At 69.1% G+C, this 16,514-nt stretch carries 11 protein-coding genes and 1 tRNA gene; 4 read left to right on the top strand and 8 right to left on the bottom strand.

Translation table 11 applies throughout. The features are described 5' to 3' along the window. Positions 1-27: 27 nt before the first annotated feature. Positions 28-4,134, bottom strand: a complete 4,107-nt coding sequence (locus ACQP1V_RS17095) for a LamG domain-containing protein (RefSeq protein ID WP_433423999.1) — start codon at positions 4,132-4,134, stop codon at positions 28-30. Positions 4,135-4,644: 510 nt separating this feature from the next. Here ACQP1V_RS17095 and ACQP1V_RS17090 point away from each other — a divergent pair. Together ACQP1V_RS17090 and ACQP1V_RS17085 are read left to right on the top strand one after the other, a co-directional pair. Then, positions 4,645-5,202 (top strand): nitroreductase family protein, encoded by a 558-nt coding sequence (locus tag ACQP1V_RS17090; protein WP_433423996.1) that lies wholly within the window; start codon positions 4,645-4,647, stop codon positions 5,200-5,202. Between the two features lie 201 nt (positions 5,203-5,403). Then, positions 5,404-5,538: a hypothetical protein gene (locus ACQP1V_RS17085; protein WP_433423994.1), complete on the top strand. Its 135-nt coding sequence runs from the start codon at positions 5,404-5,406 to the stop codon at positions 5,536-5,538. Positions 5,539-5,830: 292 nt separating this feature from the next. Here ACQP1V_RS17085 and ACQP1V_RS17080 read toward each other — a convergent pair whose 3' ends face one another. From ACQP1V_RS17080 to ACQP1V_RS17065, 4 genes are all read right to left on the bottom strand, one after another. Continuing rightward, positions 5,831-6,355 (bottom strand): hypothetical protein, encoded by a 525-nt coding sequence (locus tag ACQP1V_RS17080; RefSeq protein ID WP_433423991.1) that lies wholly within the window; start codon positions 6,353-6,355, stop codon positions 5,831-5,833. A 423-nt stretch (positions 6,356-6,778) separates the two neighbouring features. Continuing rightward, entirely contained in the window at positions 6,779-7,153 is a 375-nt protein-coding gene (locus ACQP1V_RS17075) for a hypothetical protein (protein WP_387416915.1), read from the bottom strand. A gap of 1,856 nt (positions 7,154-9,009) precedes the next feature. Further along, positions 9,010-9,420: a nuclear transport factor 2 family protein gene (locus ACQP1V_RS17070; RefSeq protein WP_433423988.1), complete on the bottom strand. Its 411-nt coding sequence runs from the start codon at positions 9,418-9,420 to the stop codon at positions 9,010-9,012. Positions 9,421-9,579: 159 nt separating this feature from the next. Continuing rightward, a tRNA-Sec gene (locus ACQP1V_RS17065) sits at positions 9,580-9,675 on the bottom strand. 93 nt (positions 9,676-9,768) lie between these two features. On the opposite strand from ACQP1V_RS17065, the gene selD reads away from it, so the two are divergent. Together selD and ACQP1V_RS17055 are read left to right on the top strand one after the other, a co-directional pair. Then, positions 9,769-10,815: a selenide, water dikinase SelD gene (selD, locus tag ACQP1V_RS17060; protein WP_433423985.1), complete on the top strand. Its 1,047-nt coding sequence runs from the start codon at positions 9,769-9,771 to the stop codon at positions 10,813-10,815. Between the two features lie 206 nt (positions 10,816-11,021). Further along, positions 11,022-11,252, top strand: a complete 231-nt coding sequence (locus ACQP1V_RS17055) for a hypothetical protein (RefSeq protein WP_433423982.1) — start codon at positions 11,022-11,024, stop codon at positions 11,250-11,252. 177 nt (positions 11,253-11,429) lie between these two features. On the opposite strand, the gene nrfD is transcribed toward ACQP1V_RS17055, so the two are convergent. The 3 genes from nrfD to fdh are packed head-to-tail and all read right to left on the bottom strand — an operon-like array spanning position 11,430 to position 16,441. Further along, the gene (gene nrfD, locus ACQP1V_RS17050) at positions 11,430-12,359 is read right to left on the bottom strand and encodes an NrfD/PsrC family molybdoenzyme membrane anchor subunit (RefSeq protein ID WP_433423979.1); all 930 of its coding nucleotides are present in this window, start codon (positions 12,357-12,359) and stop codon (positions 11,430-11,432) included. Positions 12,360-12,411: 52 nt separating this feature from the next. Continuing rightward, a complete protein-coding gene (locus ACQP1V_RS17045; RefSeq protein WP_433423976.1) occupies positions 12,412-13,260 on the bottom strand; it encodes a 4Fe-4S dicluster domain-containing protein in 849 nt (282 codons plus the stop codon). Further along, positions 13,253-16,441, bottom strand: a complete 3,189-nt coding sequence (gene fdh / locus ACQP1V_RS17040; RefSeq protein WP_433423973.1) for a formate dehydrogenase — start codon at positions 16,439-16,441, stop codon at positions 13,253-13,255. The genes ACQP1V_RS17045 and fdh overlap by 8 nt, the downstream gene beginning before the upstream one ends. Positions 16,442-16,514 lie beyond the last annotated feature (73 nt).

The following is a 16,514-nucleotide window of genomic DNA, read 5'->3' as shown; positions in this document are numbered from 1 at the left end:
GGGATGTGATGAGGAAGGGAAGCCCGCTCAGGGGCCGGTCTCCGTGTCCAGCTCGGCTCCGCCGGCCAGCATCTGGATCTGCTCGTCGCTCGCGACGCCCTGGAAGGCCCAGACGTCGTCGATCACTCCTGGCCAGTACTCGCCCCAGACGCCGTCCGCCTTCGTCCGGCCGAGCTGCAGGCCCTTGGTCGCGTTGACGCCGACGACGTTGGACCGCCACGACACCTGGTCCTCGGTCTGCTCAAGCTCGCCGTTGACGTAGAGCCGCATCTGGTCCTGGAAGGCGTCATAGACGATCGCGACGTGGTCCCACTCGAATCCGGCCTGGAAGGAGGAGTGTTCGGCCGTCGGCCGGTCGGCGCCGGTGGCATCCTTGTCCGGCATCTCGATCTGGTAGCCGCCCCAGTTGTCCGGGTCGGCGGGGTCGGGCCGGTAGCGGAGGGTGAAGCCGCTGTTGACCGCCCCCTCCTGGCTGAAGACCGTCACGGCCTTGTTCGGGCGGCCGGCCGTGGTCACCCAGCCCGCGACGGTGAAGCTGTTGTCGGTGCGCACCACGGGGACCGCGGTGGCCGCGTAGTCGCCGTCGCCGTCGAGCACCAGGCCGCCGGGCGGGTTGCCGACCCAGCCCGCGCCCTGGTCGATCTTGGCGTTGCCGTTCAGGGTGACGTGCCGTCCGGCGGGGCCGTCGTCGGCCGCGATGGTGAGCGGGGCGCCGCTGGCCATCGTGGCGATCTCCGAGTCGGTGATGATCTGGTCGAAGATCCGTACGTCGTCGATGTCGCCGGGGAAGAAGGAGTCCAGCTTCCCGTACCAGCCGACGCCGAGCTGCACCGGGCCGTTGGCCTTCCACGGGGTGGTGAAGGCGGTGGTCGAGTTCAGCTTTCCGTTGACGTAGAGCCTGATCGTCTTGGCGGCGGCGTCGTAGATCCCCACCAGATGGGTCCAGACCCCGCCCTGCGGCACCGCGGTGGACTGGGCGCGGGTGATCGCGTTGTCGGCGGTGTCCGTGTTGTACCTGTTGAAGATCCACCGGTCGTAGCTGGAGGAGTAGTACAGCTCGAACCCGCTCTTGTTGGTGCCGATCTGGGTGGCGATGATCGACGCGTGTGTGGGTTTGGTCGCGGGCAGCTTCGCCCAGGCCGACACCGAGAAGCTCTTGGTGGTGTCGATCACCGAGCCGGTGGTCTTGGCGTATCCGGTCGTGCCGTCCAGGTGGGCGGCGGTGCCGACCTTGCCCGCGGCGCCGAAGGTGAGGCCGCCGACCTTGCCCGCCGGGTATGTCCCGTTGGCCTCCTCCGCGCGGGTGGCGCCCGCCGGCTCGTCAAGTTTCCAATACGCCTTGCTCTGGCGTACGGCGGACGCGGAATCGTTCAGCTTCCAGCGGGCCGCGACGACCGGATGCTGGGTGAACAGGTTGCCGACCTCCTCCGGAGTGACGATCCTGTCGAAGATCCGCACGTCGTCCATCTCGCCGGAGAAGAAGGCGTCCAGCGTCCCGTACCAGCCGGCGCCGAGCTGCACCGGGCCGGTGGCGTTCCACGGGGTGGTGAACGCCGTGGTCGCCTGCAGCGTCCCGTTGACATAGAGCCTGATCGTCTTGGCGACGGAGTCGTAGACGCCCACCAGGTGGGACCACTCCCCGCCCTGGGGCGCGGTCGTCGCGATAGCGCGGGTGATCGCGTTGTCGGCGGTGTCCGTGTTGTACCTGTTGAAGATCCAGCGGTCGTAGCTGGAGGAGTAGTACAGCTCGAACCCGCTCTTGTTGGTGCCGATCTGGGTGGCGACGATCGCGGCGTGGTTGGGTTTGACCTCGGGCAGCCGCGCCCACGCCGACACGCTGAAGCTGCTCGTCGTGGTGACCACGGGTCCGGCCGTGATCGCGTAGCCGCTGCTGCCGTTGGCCTGCATCGCCGTCTTGACGACTCCGTCGACGCCGAGCGTGATGCCGCCGTTGACGGTGGCGGGGTAGGCGCCGGAGACGTCGGTGACCTTCGGAGAGCCCATGGGCTCGTCCAGCGGCCAGATGGCTTTGGCCTCGGATCCCGACTTGACCCTGAACGCGTAGCGGGCCGGCTCGCTGGCGTTGCCCGCCGGGTCGAACGCCTGCACGGTGATGTAGTTGAGACCCGCGTGCTCGGGCGCGATGTCGATCGTCACCGGCCCGCCCGCGGTGGACGGCTTACGCTCGTTCGCCTGGGTGGGGTTGCCGTTGATCCCGAACCAGTACTTGACGGCGTCGGGCGCGGGAGAGTCCGCGGTGAACCGGCCGTAGCGGCCCACGCCGTCGTACCACGGGTCGTCCGGGTTCTCCGGATCGGACTCCGGGTAGTCCGTCGAGGTCACCACGGGGGCGGGGGGCACCGTCTTGTCGTAGGTGAAGTAGCAGGCGGTCGCGGAGCCGCTCCAGCTCCACGGGCTGTACTGGTAGCCGTCCCAGGTGCGGACGTACCAGTCGATCGTCTTGTTCTCCGGAATCGTCGCCGGCATCTTCACCTGGAAGGTGGAACCCGACGTCTTCGGGCCGATCTTGCCGGACGTCCACTGGGTCTTGCCGTCCCAGTCGGCCGCGAACTCGGCGTAGACCTTGTTCGCGTCGGCGGAGTCGGGGTCGGTCAGCACCGCGTACAGCGTCGGCGGCACCCGGATGGCGGGCGCCGGAGAGTAGACGCACTTGCCGCCGGGGTTCATCGACAGGTCGCTCTGCTTCGGCTGCGGCGGCGGGGTGTTGTAGTTGACCCGCAGGTAGGCGTCGTCGGCGAACCGCTTCCAGCCGGAGGCGGCGGTCTCGGATCCCGCCTGCAGCCCGAAGGTGGTGGTCGACCACTTGCTCGCGGCGGCGTCCTTCACCGCGGCAGTGGCGTTGAACTCGACGTCACCGCCGGGGCAACTGGACGACCAGCCCTTGGCCACGGTCCTGGAGTCCAGCTGCTTCTGCCAGTTGTCCTTCGTGGAGTTCCATGTCGATTTGTCGGTGAACGCCTTGGTCAGCCAGAGCTGGACGGCGCTGGCGGTGCACGAGTACGACCAGGTCTCCTTGGCGACGAAGTCGGCGGAGATGATGGTCTTGCCGGCGTACGCGCTGGTCGGCATCCGGTAGAAGATGCGCTTGACGTCCGAGGCCGCGCACTTGGGGTCACCGGAGCACAGGCCCATGCCGGAGTCGGCCTTGCCGCCGAACTTGTAGTACGACGTGGTCGGGTAGGCCTTCGACACGTACGCCCAGGCCGTCGCCTTGACCGTCTTCCACACCGGGTCGATGTAGACGGGGAAGCGGGTGTCGGGGTCGTTCAGCAGTGCCGCGTCCGGCTGCAGGGTGAGCGTCTCCCCCTCGACGGCGGTCCGCAGGTCGGCCACCTTCGAGGTGCCGGCGGGTCCGTCCTCCAGCCCGCCCTGCGGCGTTCGCCGGGCGTCCAGCGTTCGCGCCGCGCTCTGGTCGCCGGGGGCGCCGGAGTCCCACATGATCGCTTGGGGGGCCTCGAAGACCGCACCGCCGCTCGCCTGGTCGACGGCCTCAAGGACGCCGCCCTCCTGCTGCGTCCGTACGGTCAGGCTGGAGCCGCCGAGGCCGAAGTTGAGCGCGCCCAGGCGCGCGGCCGCCTCCCGCGTCTTGACGACGAGCGTGTGGGAGAACCCGTCGGTGTCGGCTCTGACGATCAGGTCGACGTCGTCGAGGACCGACCGGTAGACGGCCGAGTCGCCCTGCAGTTCCGGCTCGGGCAGCCCGCCCGGCCAGGTGAGCGCCAGCTCGCGGCCGGCGCGGGTCATCCGCACCAGCGGGCCGTCGCCACCGCCGGACAGCGACAGATCGATCGTGGACGCCTTGGGCCCGATGGATCCATCGGGGTGTTTGACCAGCGTGGCGTCGGGAGCCACCCAGGAGCTGTCCTGCCGGACCCGGACCGGGCGCAGGTGCTCGACGCCGGTGAGGGTGCCATCGGGGTTGGCGAAGACTTCCCGCTCCTCCCCTCTCCTGGCGAGCACCTCGATCTGCCTGCCTGTCTCGCGAGCCAGCTTCTTCGCCGTCTCGTCCGTCGGCGCCACCGTGTCGGGCTCGGCGCCGGCGTGCGCGACCGCCGCCGCCGGGTTGACGTTCACAAAGATCGACACGCCGACCGAGAGGGCGGCGGCCAGCATCACGGAAACTATTTTTCGGAACACCGAGTACCCGCCTCATCAGGACAGGGGGTTGGGACAGACAGGGGCCGGGGCAGCAGGAAAGCCCCGTGTCCCCTGGGAGAGAAGGGGAGGAAACGATCAGCGATCTCAAGTAAGTACTTGCAAAAGCATGTTGTCAAGATCTTGCCGATCGACCGTCAAGGATTTTCACCCCGGACCGAAAATGGACCGTGACATGATCAGTTCGCGCTGCCGGGATGCCCCGAGGGGTACGGCAGCAGTGCCCGTGGGGTCACTCTGGCGCGCACTCCGTCCAGCCGATCGGGTCTGAACCTGGGCACAGTGAGGACCACAGCGACACCTCCCTTTTGGGCCGCCGGCCCTGGCTCGGCCGGCCGCTGCTGGTTGGCTCGGCCGGTCCGCCGGGCGGCCAGGTCGTGTGTGCCGGGCTGCGGCCCGGACCCGCTGACAGACGGCACCCTCGGCCCGCGCGGAATACGCTTGATTGCCACGAGGTTGGGGCGCTTCGTGACGACTTCTCCTGCCCTAACGTCATTCGCCGCGCGTCGTTTCAGCCCGCTCCAATTCGACCCGGAGCACGTCGCTTCGAACGACGAGGTCGATGTGCTCCTGGAGGCAGCGGGCCGCGCACCCTCAGCGGGCAACTCCCAACCGTGGGCGTTCATTGTGGGCAAGCGCGGCGACGGCGTCCACGCCAAACTCGTTCGGCACTTGTCCCGGAGTTCATCCGCCTGGGCACCGGGCGCAAGCCTGCTCGTGGCGAACCTGAGCCAGAGGTTCGTCGAGGACACCGAGATGGACTATTCGGAGTTCACCCACTACGACCTGGGCCAAGCCGTGGCGCACCTGACTTTCCAGGCTCACGCCATGGGACTGTCGGTCCACCAGTTCCGCGCGTTCGATCAAGACGCAGTGGCACGAGAGTTCAGCGTGCCCAGCCACTGGGAGGTCACCACCATGGCTGCGATTGGCGTGCCGACCGCCGAGGCATGGTCGATGACCGGTGCGGGGACAAGCCGTGAGCGCAGGCCTCCGACACAGATAACCTGGGCCCGCGGTTCCTAGCACTCCAGTGACACAGTGAGACCATGGCTGGGATCTGCGCTGGTAGTGGCATCGGCGGGCGATGGCTTGATGGCGGCGTCGCCAGTATGACCAGTGCGGGATCTCTTCGATCCGGCGGTGCCGAAGAGTACCAACCCGTGGACTGCCCAGGCATAGCTGGCGTGAACCGAATCCATATCGCTCGTCCGTACGGTCAGCCCCATGAACAGACTCGGCTTCCTGGCCCGCTGCGCCGCCGCGACAGGCGCGGTGGTCACGATACTCGCCACCGCGCCGTCCGCCTCGGCAGCGGACCGTCTCCCCGCAGCCGCAGGTAGCAGCACCCCGTGGGGATGATTCTTCGGCGGCAGCTCCACCATCGAAAAGGCCATGTCCAACAAGATCACCCCACGGTCGAAGCAAACCAGCAAGGGGGCGGTGGACCTGCGGGCCGGGTGGTACAAGGGCGAGCAGTATGGATGGGCGAGAGGGCGAAGCCCCCAGAGCCGGACGCAGTACACCGTGATCGAGGTGGACACCAACGGGGACAGGAAGCCCGACGACTCCTGGGGCATTCTCGCCAGGGTGGGGACGTTCACCTGCGCCTACCCGGCGTCCTCAAGCTCCAGGCTCGCCTTCCGTGCATACATCAGCACCAAGCCTGGCGATAAGTGCACGTCCGCCGCCTACCGGACCTCCTGGTGGTAGACCCGACGTCTCCGATCATGTAGGCGGGGACGCCGGCCGCCGCGCGAACGCGGCCGGTCCCGATCTTCACGTCGCCCAGGAGCTCGACGAGCTCGGCCGCCGTGACCAAGGTTTCCGCCGGCTCCCCCTCTTCAGGCCCGGGAGGCGGAGAGGGCTTCTCCGTGACCGGTTGCGGATTCTCCGCTGTGGGGCGCTCCTCGGCCGGCGTGCGGGTCGCGATGAGCCACTGTTTGATCCGCCGGTCGATCCGGTCGTCGATCCGGTTGGCGACGCGGGCCTGCACCAGAGTGTCGAGGCGGGTGTTGAGCCGCCGGTCGAAGTGGTCATCGAGCCGCGGTGTGAGGTTCTTGTCGGCCCACAGGTCGGCCCAGGTTAAGAAACGAAGATCGAACTTCTTCTCGATGAAATCGTCGGCTGCGGCCTCGGTGTAGGCGTCGAGAAGCTCTTTCAGGTCGGCCTTCGGCAACGCGTCGAATCGGTCGTCGAACCTGGCGTTGAAGTGAGCGTCGATTTGCTCCTTGAGCCCTGCCCCTACCCGCCCCTCACCGGCCTCTACTCCGCGGAAGCCAGCCCTGAACCGGACATCAAGCCACTATGCCGAGACCCTGGCTGAAATTCACTGAGAAAACGTCAATGAACTTCTACGCTCGCGAGATCGCTGCTGCGCAGGAGACGAACAGAAAAGCGCTCGAACGTGCACGCGCGATACTTGCTCGGTGACACATACTCATTGATATCCCTGCACGGCGCTCCGCCGTCGGCCTCAACCGCTACGCGGCCCCTTCGGGGTGCTTCGCATTGCCGCCAGCCGCTCCGCCCGCTCTCTGACTCAAAACGTCAGACACCCCAGTCTCTATCAAAATCTGGGGTGTCGTGATCTGGAGTGCAGCTAGGCAATCGGTTCCCTGTGCTTACCGGGCTCCGCCGGGCACAGCCACAATGCCTCGCCGTCGATCACGTCCGGGTTGAGCGGATGAGTGTGCCCAGGGCACGCGGGCAGCGCCTGCCCCCACGTCGCCTCAATCATATGATCTTGCAAATTCGAGGCCAGGTTAGCAATTGCATCCGGTCTCGGGACATTTAGCGGATACACGCCCCAGTAGAGATCGTCCTCGCCAGCACCAGCGGGGCCGACGCCGACCTCAGCGAAGGTATGCTCCGGGGTGCGGATCTTATGCACCCGCCAGCCCAACCCGCCGTCGATTCGATCAAGAATGGCTTGCGCGACTGTGCGGATGTCCTGCTCATCCAGCTCAGGGATCATTGGGTCAGTCTAGCTTCGCTGCTAGTTCATCAGAGTCGCGTTACTCGTGAGCGATCCATGTGCAGGCTTGCCACCGACCCGCATGGCGAAGGTCGTGCGATCCTGACAGTGGATCTTGTCGCCTTTCCCTACAGGATTGAAGTTGCCGTGGAACGTGTACGACGCGGGTTGAGTGTGAGGGGCGTTCTTCGTCATGCTGACGTTGTTCCTCCATCAGAACATCCCGCCCTCGGACACATTTTCCGTGATAGTCGCCTGAATCGCCGGGGCGATGAGGAAGCCCCATGGGACCGTGCGCTTCCGGCCGGATAGGCATTGGTACGCGATATCCCATTGGCCGTTGCTGTCGCTGTGGTGCGCCTTGTTGTTGCACCATAAGCGATCTTCGTACGTGCCACTACCGGCAGCCCCGGCCAGCCGCTCCCGACTCCGGCCTTTGAGAGCATCACGTATCCCATCAGCCTTCCTAGGGAAAACCCCCCGGTCGAGCGTGACAGTAAGTGAGCTACTGAACATCCCCCCACCGCCCTTGATGGTGATGCTCCTAACGGCGGGTTGCCCTGAATCGGCAGCGACCGGGGCAACGGCCGCGAGAGGCAGCAGGCCAGCTACCGCCATCACGAGCACCGGTAAGGGCTTTGCATGCATAAATGACCCATTTCTGCGATGTGCCGTTGATCCGATCCGCCAGTTCTACACGCTCCCGCCACTCCGGACAGTGAAATAACAGACCCTCATACCTATAGTGGCGATTCGGTAAGTGCCGCTATCCGGAAATCCCGCCGCAGATACGGCCATAGGCAAATGGCCCCCGCCCGTCTGACATGCAGAGGGAAACGAGGGCCAGATGCCGCCCTTCTATTGGGTGGGAACCGGACAGCGGCACGAACGCGCAACCACCCCAGTTGGCCGAGGAGGGGAGCGGCAGCGCGAAGAATGAAGGGCGCGGCGATGGTCCACGCTGACCGGGTCGTCAGCGTTCACGACCGCCTGTCGGCGCATCCCCCAGCGGAGGATGAGGTGCAGTTCCACCGCCTCCGGCATGGTTGGCGTTGTTGTGTCGACCCGGATCGGCTCGTGCGCGACCCGGCATCCGTCGGTGCCGATCACCCCGACCCGGGCCTGTGCGCCGGCCCGGCGAGCCGCCTCCACCATGGAGGAGACCGTCGATTTCCCGTTGGTGCCGTTGACAGCGACTACGTCCATCTCCCGGGACGGCTCACCAAAGCATCGGGACGCCACCACGGGCGCCATCGCCCGCGTGGCGGGCACCTGCACCACGCACACGTGCGGGGGCAGATCGACTGGCCGTCACCTGCACCCCATTCAGTTGCCCACGCCGGAACGGCGGGGGGCTGCGCATTGACCGGGCGCGAGCCTGGTGGCAGTGGGGAAAGCCTGAGCAGACCGCGCCGGCCTTGCTCTCCGCATGTCGCGAATTGGTGCCCGAAGTGCGAGACCGTCCTGCTATCCGGTCGATGGCCGTCCAGCTGATCGATCGGCATCCCAAGACGTCGGGGGTGCGTGAGCTGGCCGCAGCGATCGGCTACCGGCGGGCGTCTCTCATTCGACCACCGTCGCAGTCTGAGATGCCAAACGCCCCACTCCGCGCGACGCGGATGGGGCGTTCTTGATGCTCAGACACCCGGAACGCTCCGGAACACGTCGGAACGGGACGGGCCGGTGACGACGACTTTGTGCACGCCGGGCCGACGCGAGCGCAAGATCCGTAACCCCCGGACGGGAGAGCGTATGCCCCGGCCCGGCGGGCGGCGCCGCCACAGTGTCCTGCACGTTTGACGTCCGTCCCGGCAATGCGCTGCTCATCAAGGTCGCTGCCGGCGGAGGCGGCGGCTTCAGTGGTGGCCGAGGTGCTGGGCGTCGGGCCAAATTCCGTCCGCAGGCATGTGCAGCCGGTCGGTCATCGACTGGCGCCATTCAGGTGTCGTCGTTGGCTCACCCCAGTAGTCGGTGACGCGAATGGCCGTGCCATCTCGGAGTTCCGCGATGCTGACGTTGCGGTACAGGCGGCCGTCGCCGTAATTGCAGGTCCATTCGACCACGACGATGTCCTCGTCGAGATACAGGCGGCGGCCGACTTCGAGGGTGAGTTCAGGGAAGTTCCCCTCGACTTCGCCGACGAGCTTGCTGGTGCGTACAACTTCACCCATCTGCGGCCACTGGCGTTCGACATCGGGTGCGAGAGGTACGCCGAGGACATAGGCCAGGCGAGTACCGCCATTCGATGCTGCTACCGGCTCGCTCATAGCCGAGCCCCTACCCAGAAGAGCTCGTCGCAGCCCCAGCCAGCACGCCCGACCGGCGCGACCGGGTGTTCCCCATTTGTTCCCCATCGGCCTCTCGGGGAGATCATTTCAGTGGGAAGCCGTGATCTTCTCTCACGGCTTCCCACACGTTTTTCCTGGTGGCGGAGGCGGACGGGAATCGAACCCGCCAGGCCGAGATACTCGACCTCAGCGATTTTGAAGATCGCGGGGGCCACCAGGCGCCCAGACGCCTCCACGGGAGAACGTACCGGCGGGCGGGTAAGGGCCATCACGAACGGTGTTCATGAACCTCCCCACTTCTGTCCAGATCGACCCAGGTGAGGCGGCATGACCGAAACGACGACCGAGCCCGGCTCCACATCACGACACGACCCGCCGGTCGGCGGGGTACGACTCACGCAGTACGCCCACGGGGGCGGCTGCGCCTGCAAGATTCCTCCGGGAGAGCTGGAGTCCATCCTGGCCGGCCTCATGGGCGGGCCGGACGACGGCGCGGCGGGCGAGTTGCTCGTCGGGCTGGACGACGGGGACGACGCGGCCGTGGTCAGGATCGAGGGCGGCCGGGCGGTCGTCGCGACGGCCGACTTCTTCACCCCCGTCGTGGACGACCCGTACGACTGGGGGCGGATCGCCGCCACCAACGCGCTCTCGGACGTGTACGCCGTGGGCGGGGAGCCGCTGGTGGCGGTCAACCTGCTGGGCTGGCCACGTGACACCCTGCCGATGGACCTCGTCGCGGAGGTGCTGCGCGGCGGCCTCGACGTGGCGCGGACGGCGCGCTGCCACGTGGCGGGCGGCCACAGCGTGGACGACCCGGAGCCCAAGTACGGCATGGCCGTCACCGGCCTGGCCGACCCGGACCGGCTGCTGCGCATCGACGCGGGCCGCGCCGGGCTGCCGATCTCCCTCACCAAACCGCTCGGCGTCGGCGTGCTGAACACCAGGCACAAGGCGGCCGGCGAGGTGTTCCCGCAGGCCGTGGCCGCGATGACCACGTTGAACCGGGACGCGGCGCGGGCGGCGCTCGCGGCGGGGGCGCGGTGCGCCACGGACGTGACCGGCTTCGGGCTGCTCGGCCACCTCTACAAGCTGGCCAGGGCGAGCGGCGTCACGGCGGTCGTGGACGTGGCTGCCGTGCCGTACCTGGAGGGAGCGCGGGAGGCGGTGCGGGACGGCTATGTGAGCGGCGGCACCCGGCGCAATCTGGCCTGGGTGGAGCCCCACCTCGATCCGGGGAGCTGCGACGCCGCCGAGCTGCTGCTGCTCGCCGACGCGCAGACATCCGGGGGGCTGCTCGTGGCGGGCGAGGTCCCGGGTGCGCCGGTGGTCGGCGAGCTCGTCCCCCGCGAGCGCGCGGCGCTGCGCCTGCGCTGACCGAGCGCGGTCGCGAGGCCGAGGAGACGTTCTTCACCGTGCCCGGGTGCCGGCCGGTCCGGCTCCCGGGCGTCGGCGGGCAGCCGAACTGAGCGCTCACGCCCGTGCAGTGCGTCCGGTATGCGAGGGTCCACCGCAATCTCGGCGCGCCTCGCGAAACGTTGCGGTCGCCACGCCGTCAACCCGCGGGAGGGGTGTTGTGGCTCGTGGCGGTAGCCGCGCCCGCGACGCGGTTGAGATGGTGGGCTCTGGATCACCGGACGGGCACCATCACCAAGACCGGCTACGCCCGGAACGACTGCGGCTACACGCTGAACCTGAAGATCGTGTGGGCGCACGGCACGGACGGACGCTGCCGGACCGCGCGGCCCGGCGTCACCATCAGCGACAAGGTGTCGCGCGGTCTCATGAGCTTCGACGGCGCCAACCGCTGCTGACACCGACGGTGCACGGAGGCCGGCTCCCGACCTCCGGCCGGCACTGATGGCGAAGTAGCTCCGAAAGAGGCGGCCCCATGATCACGCGGGTGACCATGGGGCCGCCTCTTCGTTGTGCTCGGCATGCGGATGGAGTCATCCGTGTCGTCGCATTCGGCAAGGCACACCGGGGCCGGTTCACCGGACGGCGCTCGCGTCGAGGCGTTCCCGCTGCGGCACCACGGTGTACTTGGGATCGGCGGCGGAGGCGCGGCCCGCCTCGAGGATTCCGAACCGGGTGCACAGCGCCCCGGCGGTCAGCGCGAGGCCGGAGGCCACGGTGGCGGCCCGGCTGCGTCCGGCGAGCAGCGCGAGCAGGCCGCCGCCCGCGGTGAGCGCGCGGGCCGCGCTCAACAGGCGTCCCGCCCGCCCCTCCCGGTACGGCTCGCCGACCAGGCCGAGCCGCCGTTCCAGCATCGTGGCGGCGGCGGTCTCGGCGGCGGCTCCGAGCGCCGCGACGGCGCGGGCCGGGCCGGCGTCGGCCCGAGGCGTTGTGAGCATGGCGACCGCTCCGGCGCTGGCCAGCGCGCTCCCGGCGAACAGGAACGGCAGCTCCCGGTAGCCCGCGTGCCAGGCGGGCACGGCGGTGTCGGCGACCAGCACGGCCGTGTACGTCGCGGTCAGCGGCCCGGTCACCGCCGTGGCGAGGGCGGCGGCGTCGCCGGCGGCGGGCAGGATCCCGGTCACGGCCGAGGCGGCCGCGGCCGCCGACAGGCCGCCCTGGGCGGCGAGGATCCACGACCCGACGCTCATCGGGGAGGAGGGCTTGAACATGCGGAGCATGTTGAGGAACCGGGTGGGCCGGCCCAGCTCGGCGATCAGGAGGACGGTGCCCCCGGCCGCCCCGGCCGCGGCGGCGATCCGCGTGGTGCGGGCCAGGCGGGGCCGCCCGGTGGCCCGGGCCAGGACCGCCATGAGTGAGGACGCCCCGGACAGCCCGCCCAGGTACAGGTAGGCCGGCATGTGCGGCACGTGCCAGATCGGCCGTTTGATCACTGGCCGCCCGTAGTACGACCGGAACTCCGCGTCGTCCGGCCGCGGCTCCCGCTCGCGCGTGCTGCTGGTCATCGGCACCTCTCCCGCGTCCGCGTCGTCGAGAACGTTCTTCTCCGGTCCCGCGTCATCGCGGCCCGCCCCGTCCGAGGAGCCGGTCGGAGGACCCGAGGAAGGAGAGGGCGACGGCTCCCGCCATCGTGAGCGCGGCGGCCCCGGCCCACCGCCACATCGCGGGCAGGTTCCGCGTGGGCACCACCGGGTCGGGCGGCAGGCCGTACACCTCGGGCTCGTCGAGGAGCAGGAAGAACGCGCCCATCCCGCCGACGCCGTCGTCCGGGCTCTCGCCGTACAGGCGGGCCTCGGTGCGGCCGAGCGCGTGCAGCTCGGCCACGCGGGCGGCGGCGCGCCCGCGCAGCTCGTCGAGCGGGCCGAACTGGATGGAGTCGGTCGGGCACGCCTTGGCGCAGGCGGGTTCGAGGCCGCCGCGCAGCCGGTCGTAGCACATCGTGCACTTCCACGCGCGTCCGTCGTCCTCCCTGCGGTCGATCACCCCGAACGGGCAGGCGGGCACGCAGTAGCCGCAGCCGTTGCAGATGTCGGACTGCACGACCACCGTGCCGAACTCGGTGCGGAACAGCGCGCCGGTCGGGCAGACGTCGAGGCAGCCGGCGTTCGTGCAGTGCTTGCACACGTCCGACGACATCAGCCAACGGCCGTCCGGCCCGATCTGGAACGGCTTCTCGCCCCCGTCGCCGTCGCCGGTCGGGCCGTCGGCCGTCCAGACGGGCTGCTGCTCGATGAAGGCGACGTGCCGCCAGGTGCTCGCTCCGAGCGCGCCGGTGTTGTCGTAGGAGGTCGCCTCGAACACGAACCCGTCGTCGGGGAGCTGGTTCCACTCCTTGCAGGCCACCTCGCACGCCTTGCAGCCGATGCAGATGCTCGTGTCGGTGAAGAAGCCCATCCGCTCAGCCATGCCGGTACTCCTCGACCAGGCGGAGCAGGTCCGCGCCGCGCGGCCGGCGGCCGGGCCGCACGTCGCAGGTGGTCGCCTTGCTCTCCTGGATGTGGACGTTGGGGTCGAGTGCGAGCGGCATCAGGTCGTTCGCGATGTCGCCGGTGACCAGGCCGCCGCTTCCCCATCCCCAGTGGTACGGCAGGCCGATCTGGTGGACGATCCGCCCCTGGATCCGCAGTGGCCGTACCCGCTCGGTGACGAGGACACGCGCCTCGATCGCGGTCCTGCTGGTCACGATCGTGGCCCAGTCGCCGTTCGCCAGGCCCAGCTCGGCGGCGAGCGCCGGCGACACCTCGCAGAACAGCTCCGGCTGCAGCTCGGCGAGGTAGGCCAGCGGCCGGCTCATGGCGCCCGCCGTGTGGTGCTCGGTCAGCCGGTACGTGGTCAGCACGTACGGGAAGCGCGGCGACCGCTCCGGGTTGTACGGCGACTCGGGCCGCGGGTAGAGCCGGCGGGCCGGGTTGTCCTGCTGGGCGTACAGCGGATTGCGCACCGGCGACTCGAACGGCTCGTAGTGCGCGGGGAGCGGCCCGTCGACCAGGCCCGCCGGCGCGTACAGCCAGCCCTTCCCGTCCCCCTGCGTGATGAACGGGTCGGTCCCGGACAGCGCAGCCTCGGCCAGGGCGCCCTCCGGCGGCCGGTAGCCCGGCGGCTTGGTCTTCTCGAAGTCGGGCACGTCGGGCCCGGTCCACTCGCCCTTCTTCTCGTCCCAGTAGATGTACGCCTTGCGCTCGCTCCATGGACGGCCGTCGGGGTCGGCCGAGGCCCGGTTGTAGAGGATGCGCCGGTTGGCCGGCCACGCCCAGCCCCATTCGGGTGCCTCAAGGCTCTGTTCGCGCCCCGGCCTGCGCCTCGCCGCCTGGTTGACCTCGTCGGCGTACACCCCGCAGTAGATCCAGCAGCCGCACCGGGTGGATCCGTCCGGCTTGAGCTCGGTGTACCTCGACAGGGCGCCGTCCGGCCCGACGCCGCCGATCTCCCGCAGCACCGCCGGCGCCGACGGGTCCCCGTGGACGCCCTCCTCGGGATAGTCCCAAGTCAGCTCGCGCAGCGGCAGATCCATCTCGTCGGAGGACGCCCGTTCCTTGAGCAGCTTGCCGAGGTGGTAGTAGAACCACAGGTCGCTACGGCAGTCGCCGGGCGGGTCGAGCGCCTTCTCCCGCCACTGGAGCAGCCGCTGCGTGTTGGTGAAGGTACCGTCCTTCTCGACGTGGCTGGCCGCGGGCACGAAGAACACCTCGGTGCCGATGTCCTCGGTGCGCATCTCCCCGGTCTCCAGCTCGGGGCCGTCCTTCCAGAACGTCGCCGTCTCCACCAGGGTCAGGTCGCGGACCACGAGCCACTCGAGGTTGGCCAGGCCGAGGCGCTGCGCCCGGCCGCCCGCGGACCCGACGGCGGGGTTCTCGCCCACCACGAAGTAGCCCTTGACGGTGCCGTCGATCTGGCCCATGACCGTGCTGTAGTGGCTGTGGTCCCCGGTGAGGCGCGGCAGGTGGTCGAAGCGGAAGTCGTTGTCCTCGGTCGCCGCGTCGCCCCACCACGCCTTGAGCAGGCTCACCATGTACGAGCGCTTCCTGCCCCAGAACCCGGTGTCGCCGCCCGCCCTGGCCAGGTAGTCGTCGAGGGTCTCGTGCTGGTGCGCGTGCGGCATCGGCAGGTACCCCGGCAGGATGTTGAACAGCGTCGGGATGTCGGTCGAGCCCTGGATGCTCGCGTGGCCGCGCAGGGCGAGGATGCCGCCGCCCGGCCGCCCCATGTTGCCGAGCAGCAGCTGCAGGATCGCCGCCGCCCTGATGTACTGCGCGCCGACGGTGTGCTGGGTCCACCCGACGGAGTACACCCACATGGTGGTGCGCTCCCTGCCGGAGTTCGCGATGATCGCCTCGGCGAGTTCGGCGAAGTCTTCCGGGGAGATGCCGCACAGCTCCGCGACCAGATCCGGGGTGTAACGCGCGAAGTGCCGCCGCAGGATCTGGTAGACGCAGCGCGGGTGGCGCAGCGTCGGGTCGGTCCTCGGCTTGGGATGCGCCGCCGCTCCGCCCGCGCCGTACTGGTCGGGCCCGCCCATGTCGGCGTGCTCCCGGCCGTGCTCCACCTGCTCGGAGCGCTCCCCCGCCGCCGGCTCCTCCATCACTCCCTCGTACGACCAGGTCGCCGGGTCGTACGTGCGCGTCTCCGGGTCGAAGCCGGAGAACAGGCCGTCGAGGTCCTCGGTGTCGCGGTACTCCTCGGACACGATCATCGGCGCGTTCGTGTAGGCCAGCACGTACTCGCGGAAGTCCAGCTCGTTCGACAGGACGTGGTTGATCAGCGCCCCGAGCAGCACGATGTCGCTGCCCGCCCGGATGTTCAGGTACCGGTCGCAGAGCGCGCTGGTCCGCGTGTAGCGCGGGTCGATGTGGAACACCTTCGCCCCGCGGGCCTTGGCCTCGACCACCCACTGGAAGCCCACGGGGTGGCATTCGGCCATGTTGGACCCCTGGATGACGATGCAGTCGGCGCGGACCAGGTCCTGCTGGAACGTGGTGGCGCCGCCGCGCCCGAAGCTGGCCCCCAGACCGGGGACGGTGGAGGAGTGTCAAATGCGGGCCTGGTTCTCCACCTGGATCGCGCCGAGGGCGGTGTAGAGCTTCTTCATCAGGTAGTTCTCTTCGTTGTCGAGCGTCGCCCCGCCCAGGCCGGCGATGCCCAGGGTGCGGCGCACGACCTTGCCCTCGTGCTCCTGCTGCCAGGTGTCCCTCCGGGTCCGCGTGACCCGATCGGCGATCATCTCCATCGCGGTGCCGAGGTCGAGCGGCTCCCACTCCGTGCCGTACGGCCGCCGGTAGAGCACCGTGGTCTGGCGTCCGGCGTGGGTGACGAGCTGCTTGCTGGCCGATCCCTTCGGGCACAGCCGGCCCCGCGAGATGGGCGAGTCGGGGTCGCCCTCGATCTGGCTGACCTTGCCGTCCTTGACGTAGACGAGCTGGCCGCAGCCGACCGCGCAGTAGGGGCAGACGGATCGGGCGACGCTGTCGGCCTCCTCGACCCGGGGACGCAGCGCGTCGGTGCGCGCCGAACGCGCGGCCTGGCCTCTGCCGTCCTGTCCCCGAAGCTGCCGGATCACCGGCCATCGGGCGAACAATCCCCCATCTGCCATGGTGCGTGTCTTGCCCTGCTCTGCCCGATCTAACCGCTCGCCCGCGCGAGCCGCGGCCGGGTGCCGGGGCGAG

The organism is Microtetraspora malaysiensis (assembly GCF_050947145.1).
GTDB classification, from domain to species: Bacteria; Actinomycetota; Actinomycetes; order Streptosporangiales; family Streptosporangiaceae; genus Microtetraspora_A; species Microtetraspora_A malaysiensis.
Note: the sequence above shows the minus strand (reverse complement) of the source record. Positions and strands in the feature narration are given on the sequence as shown.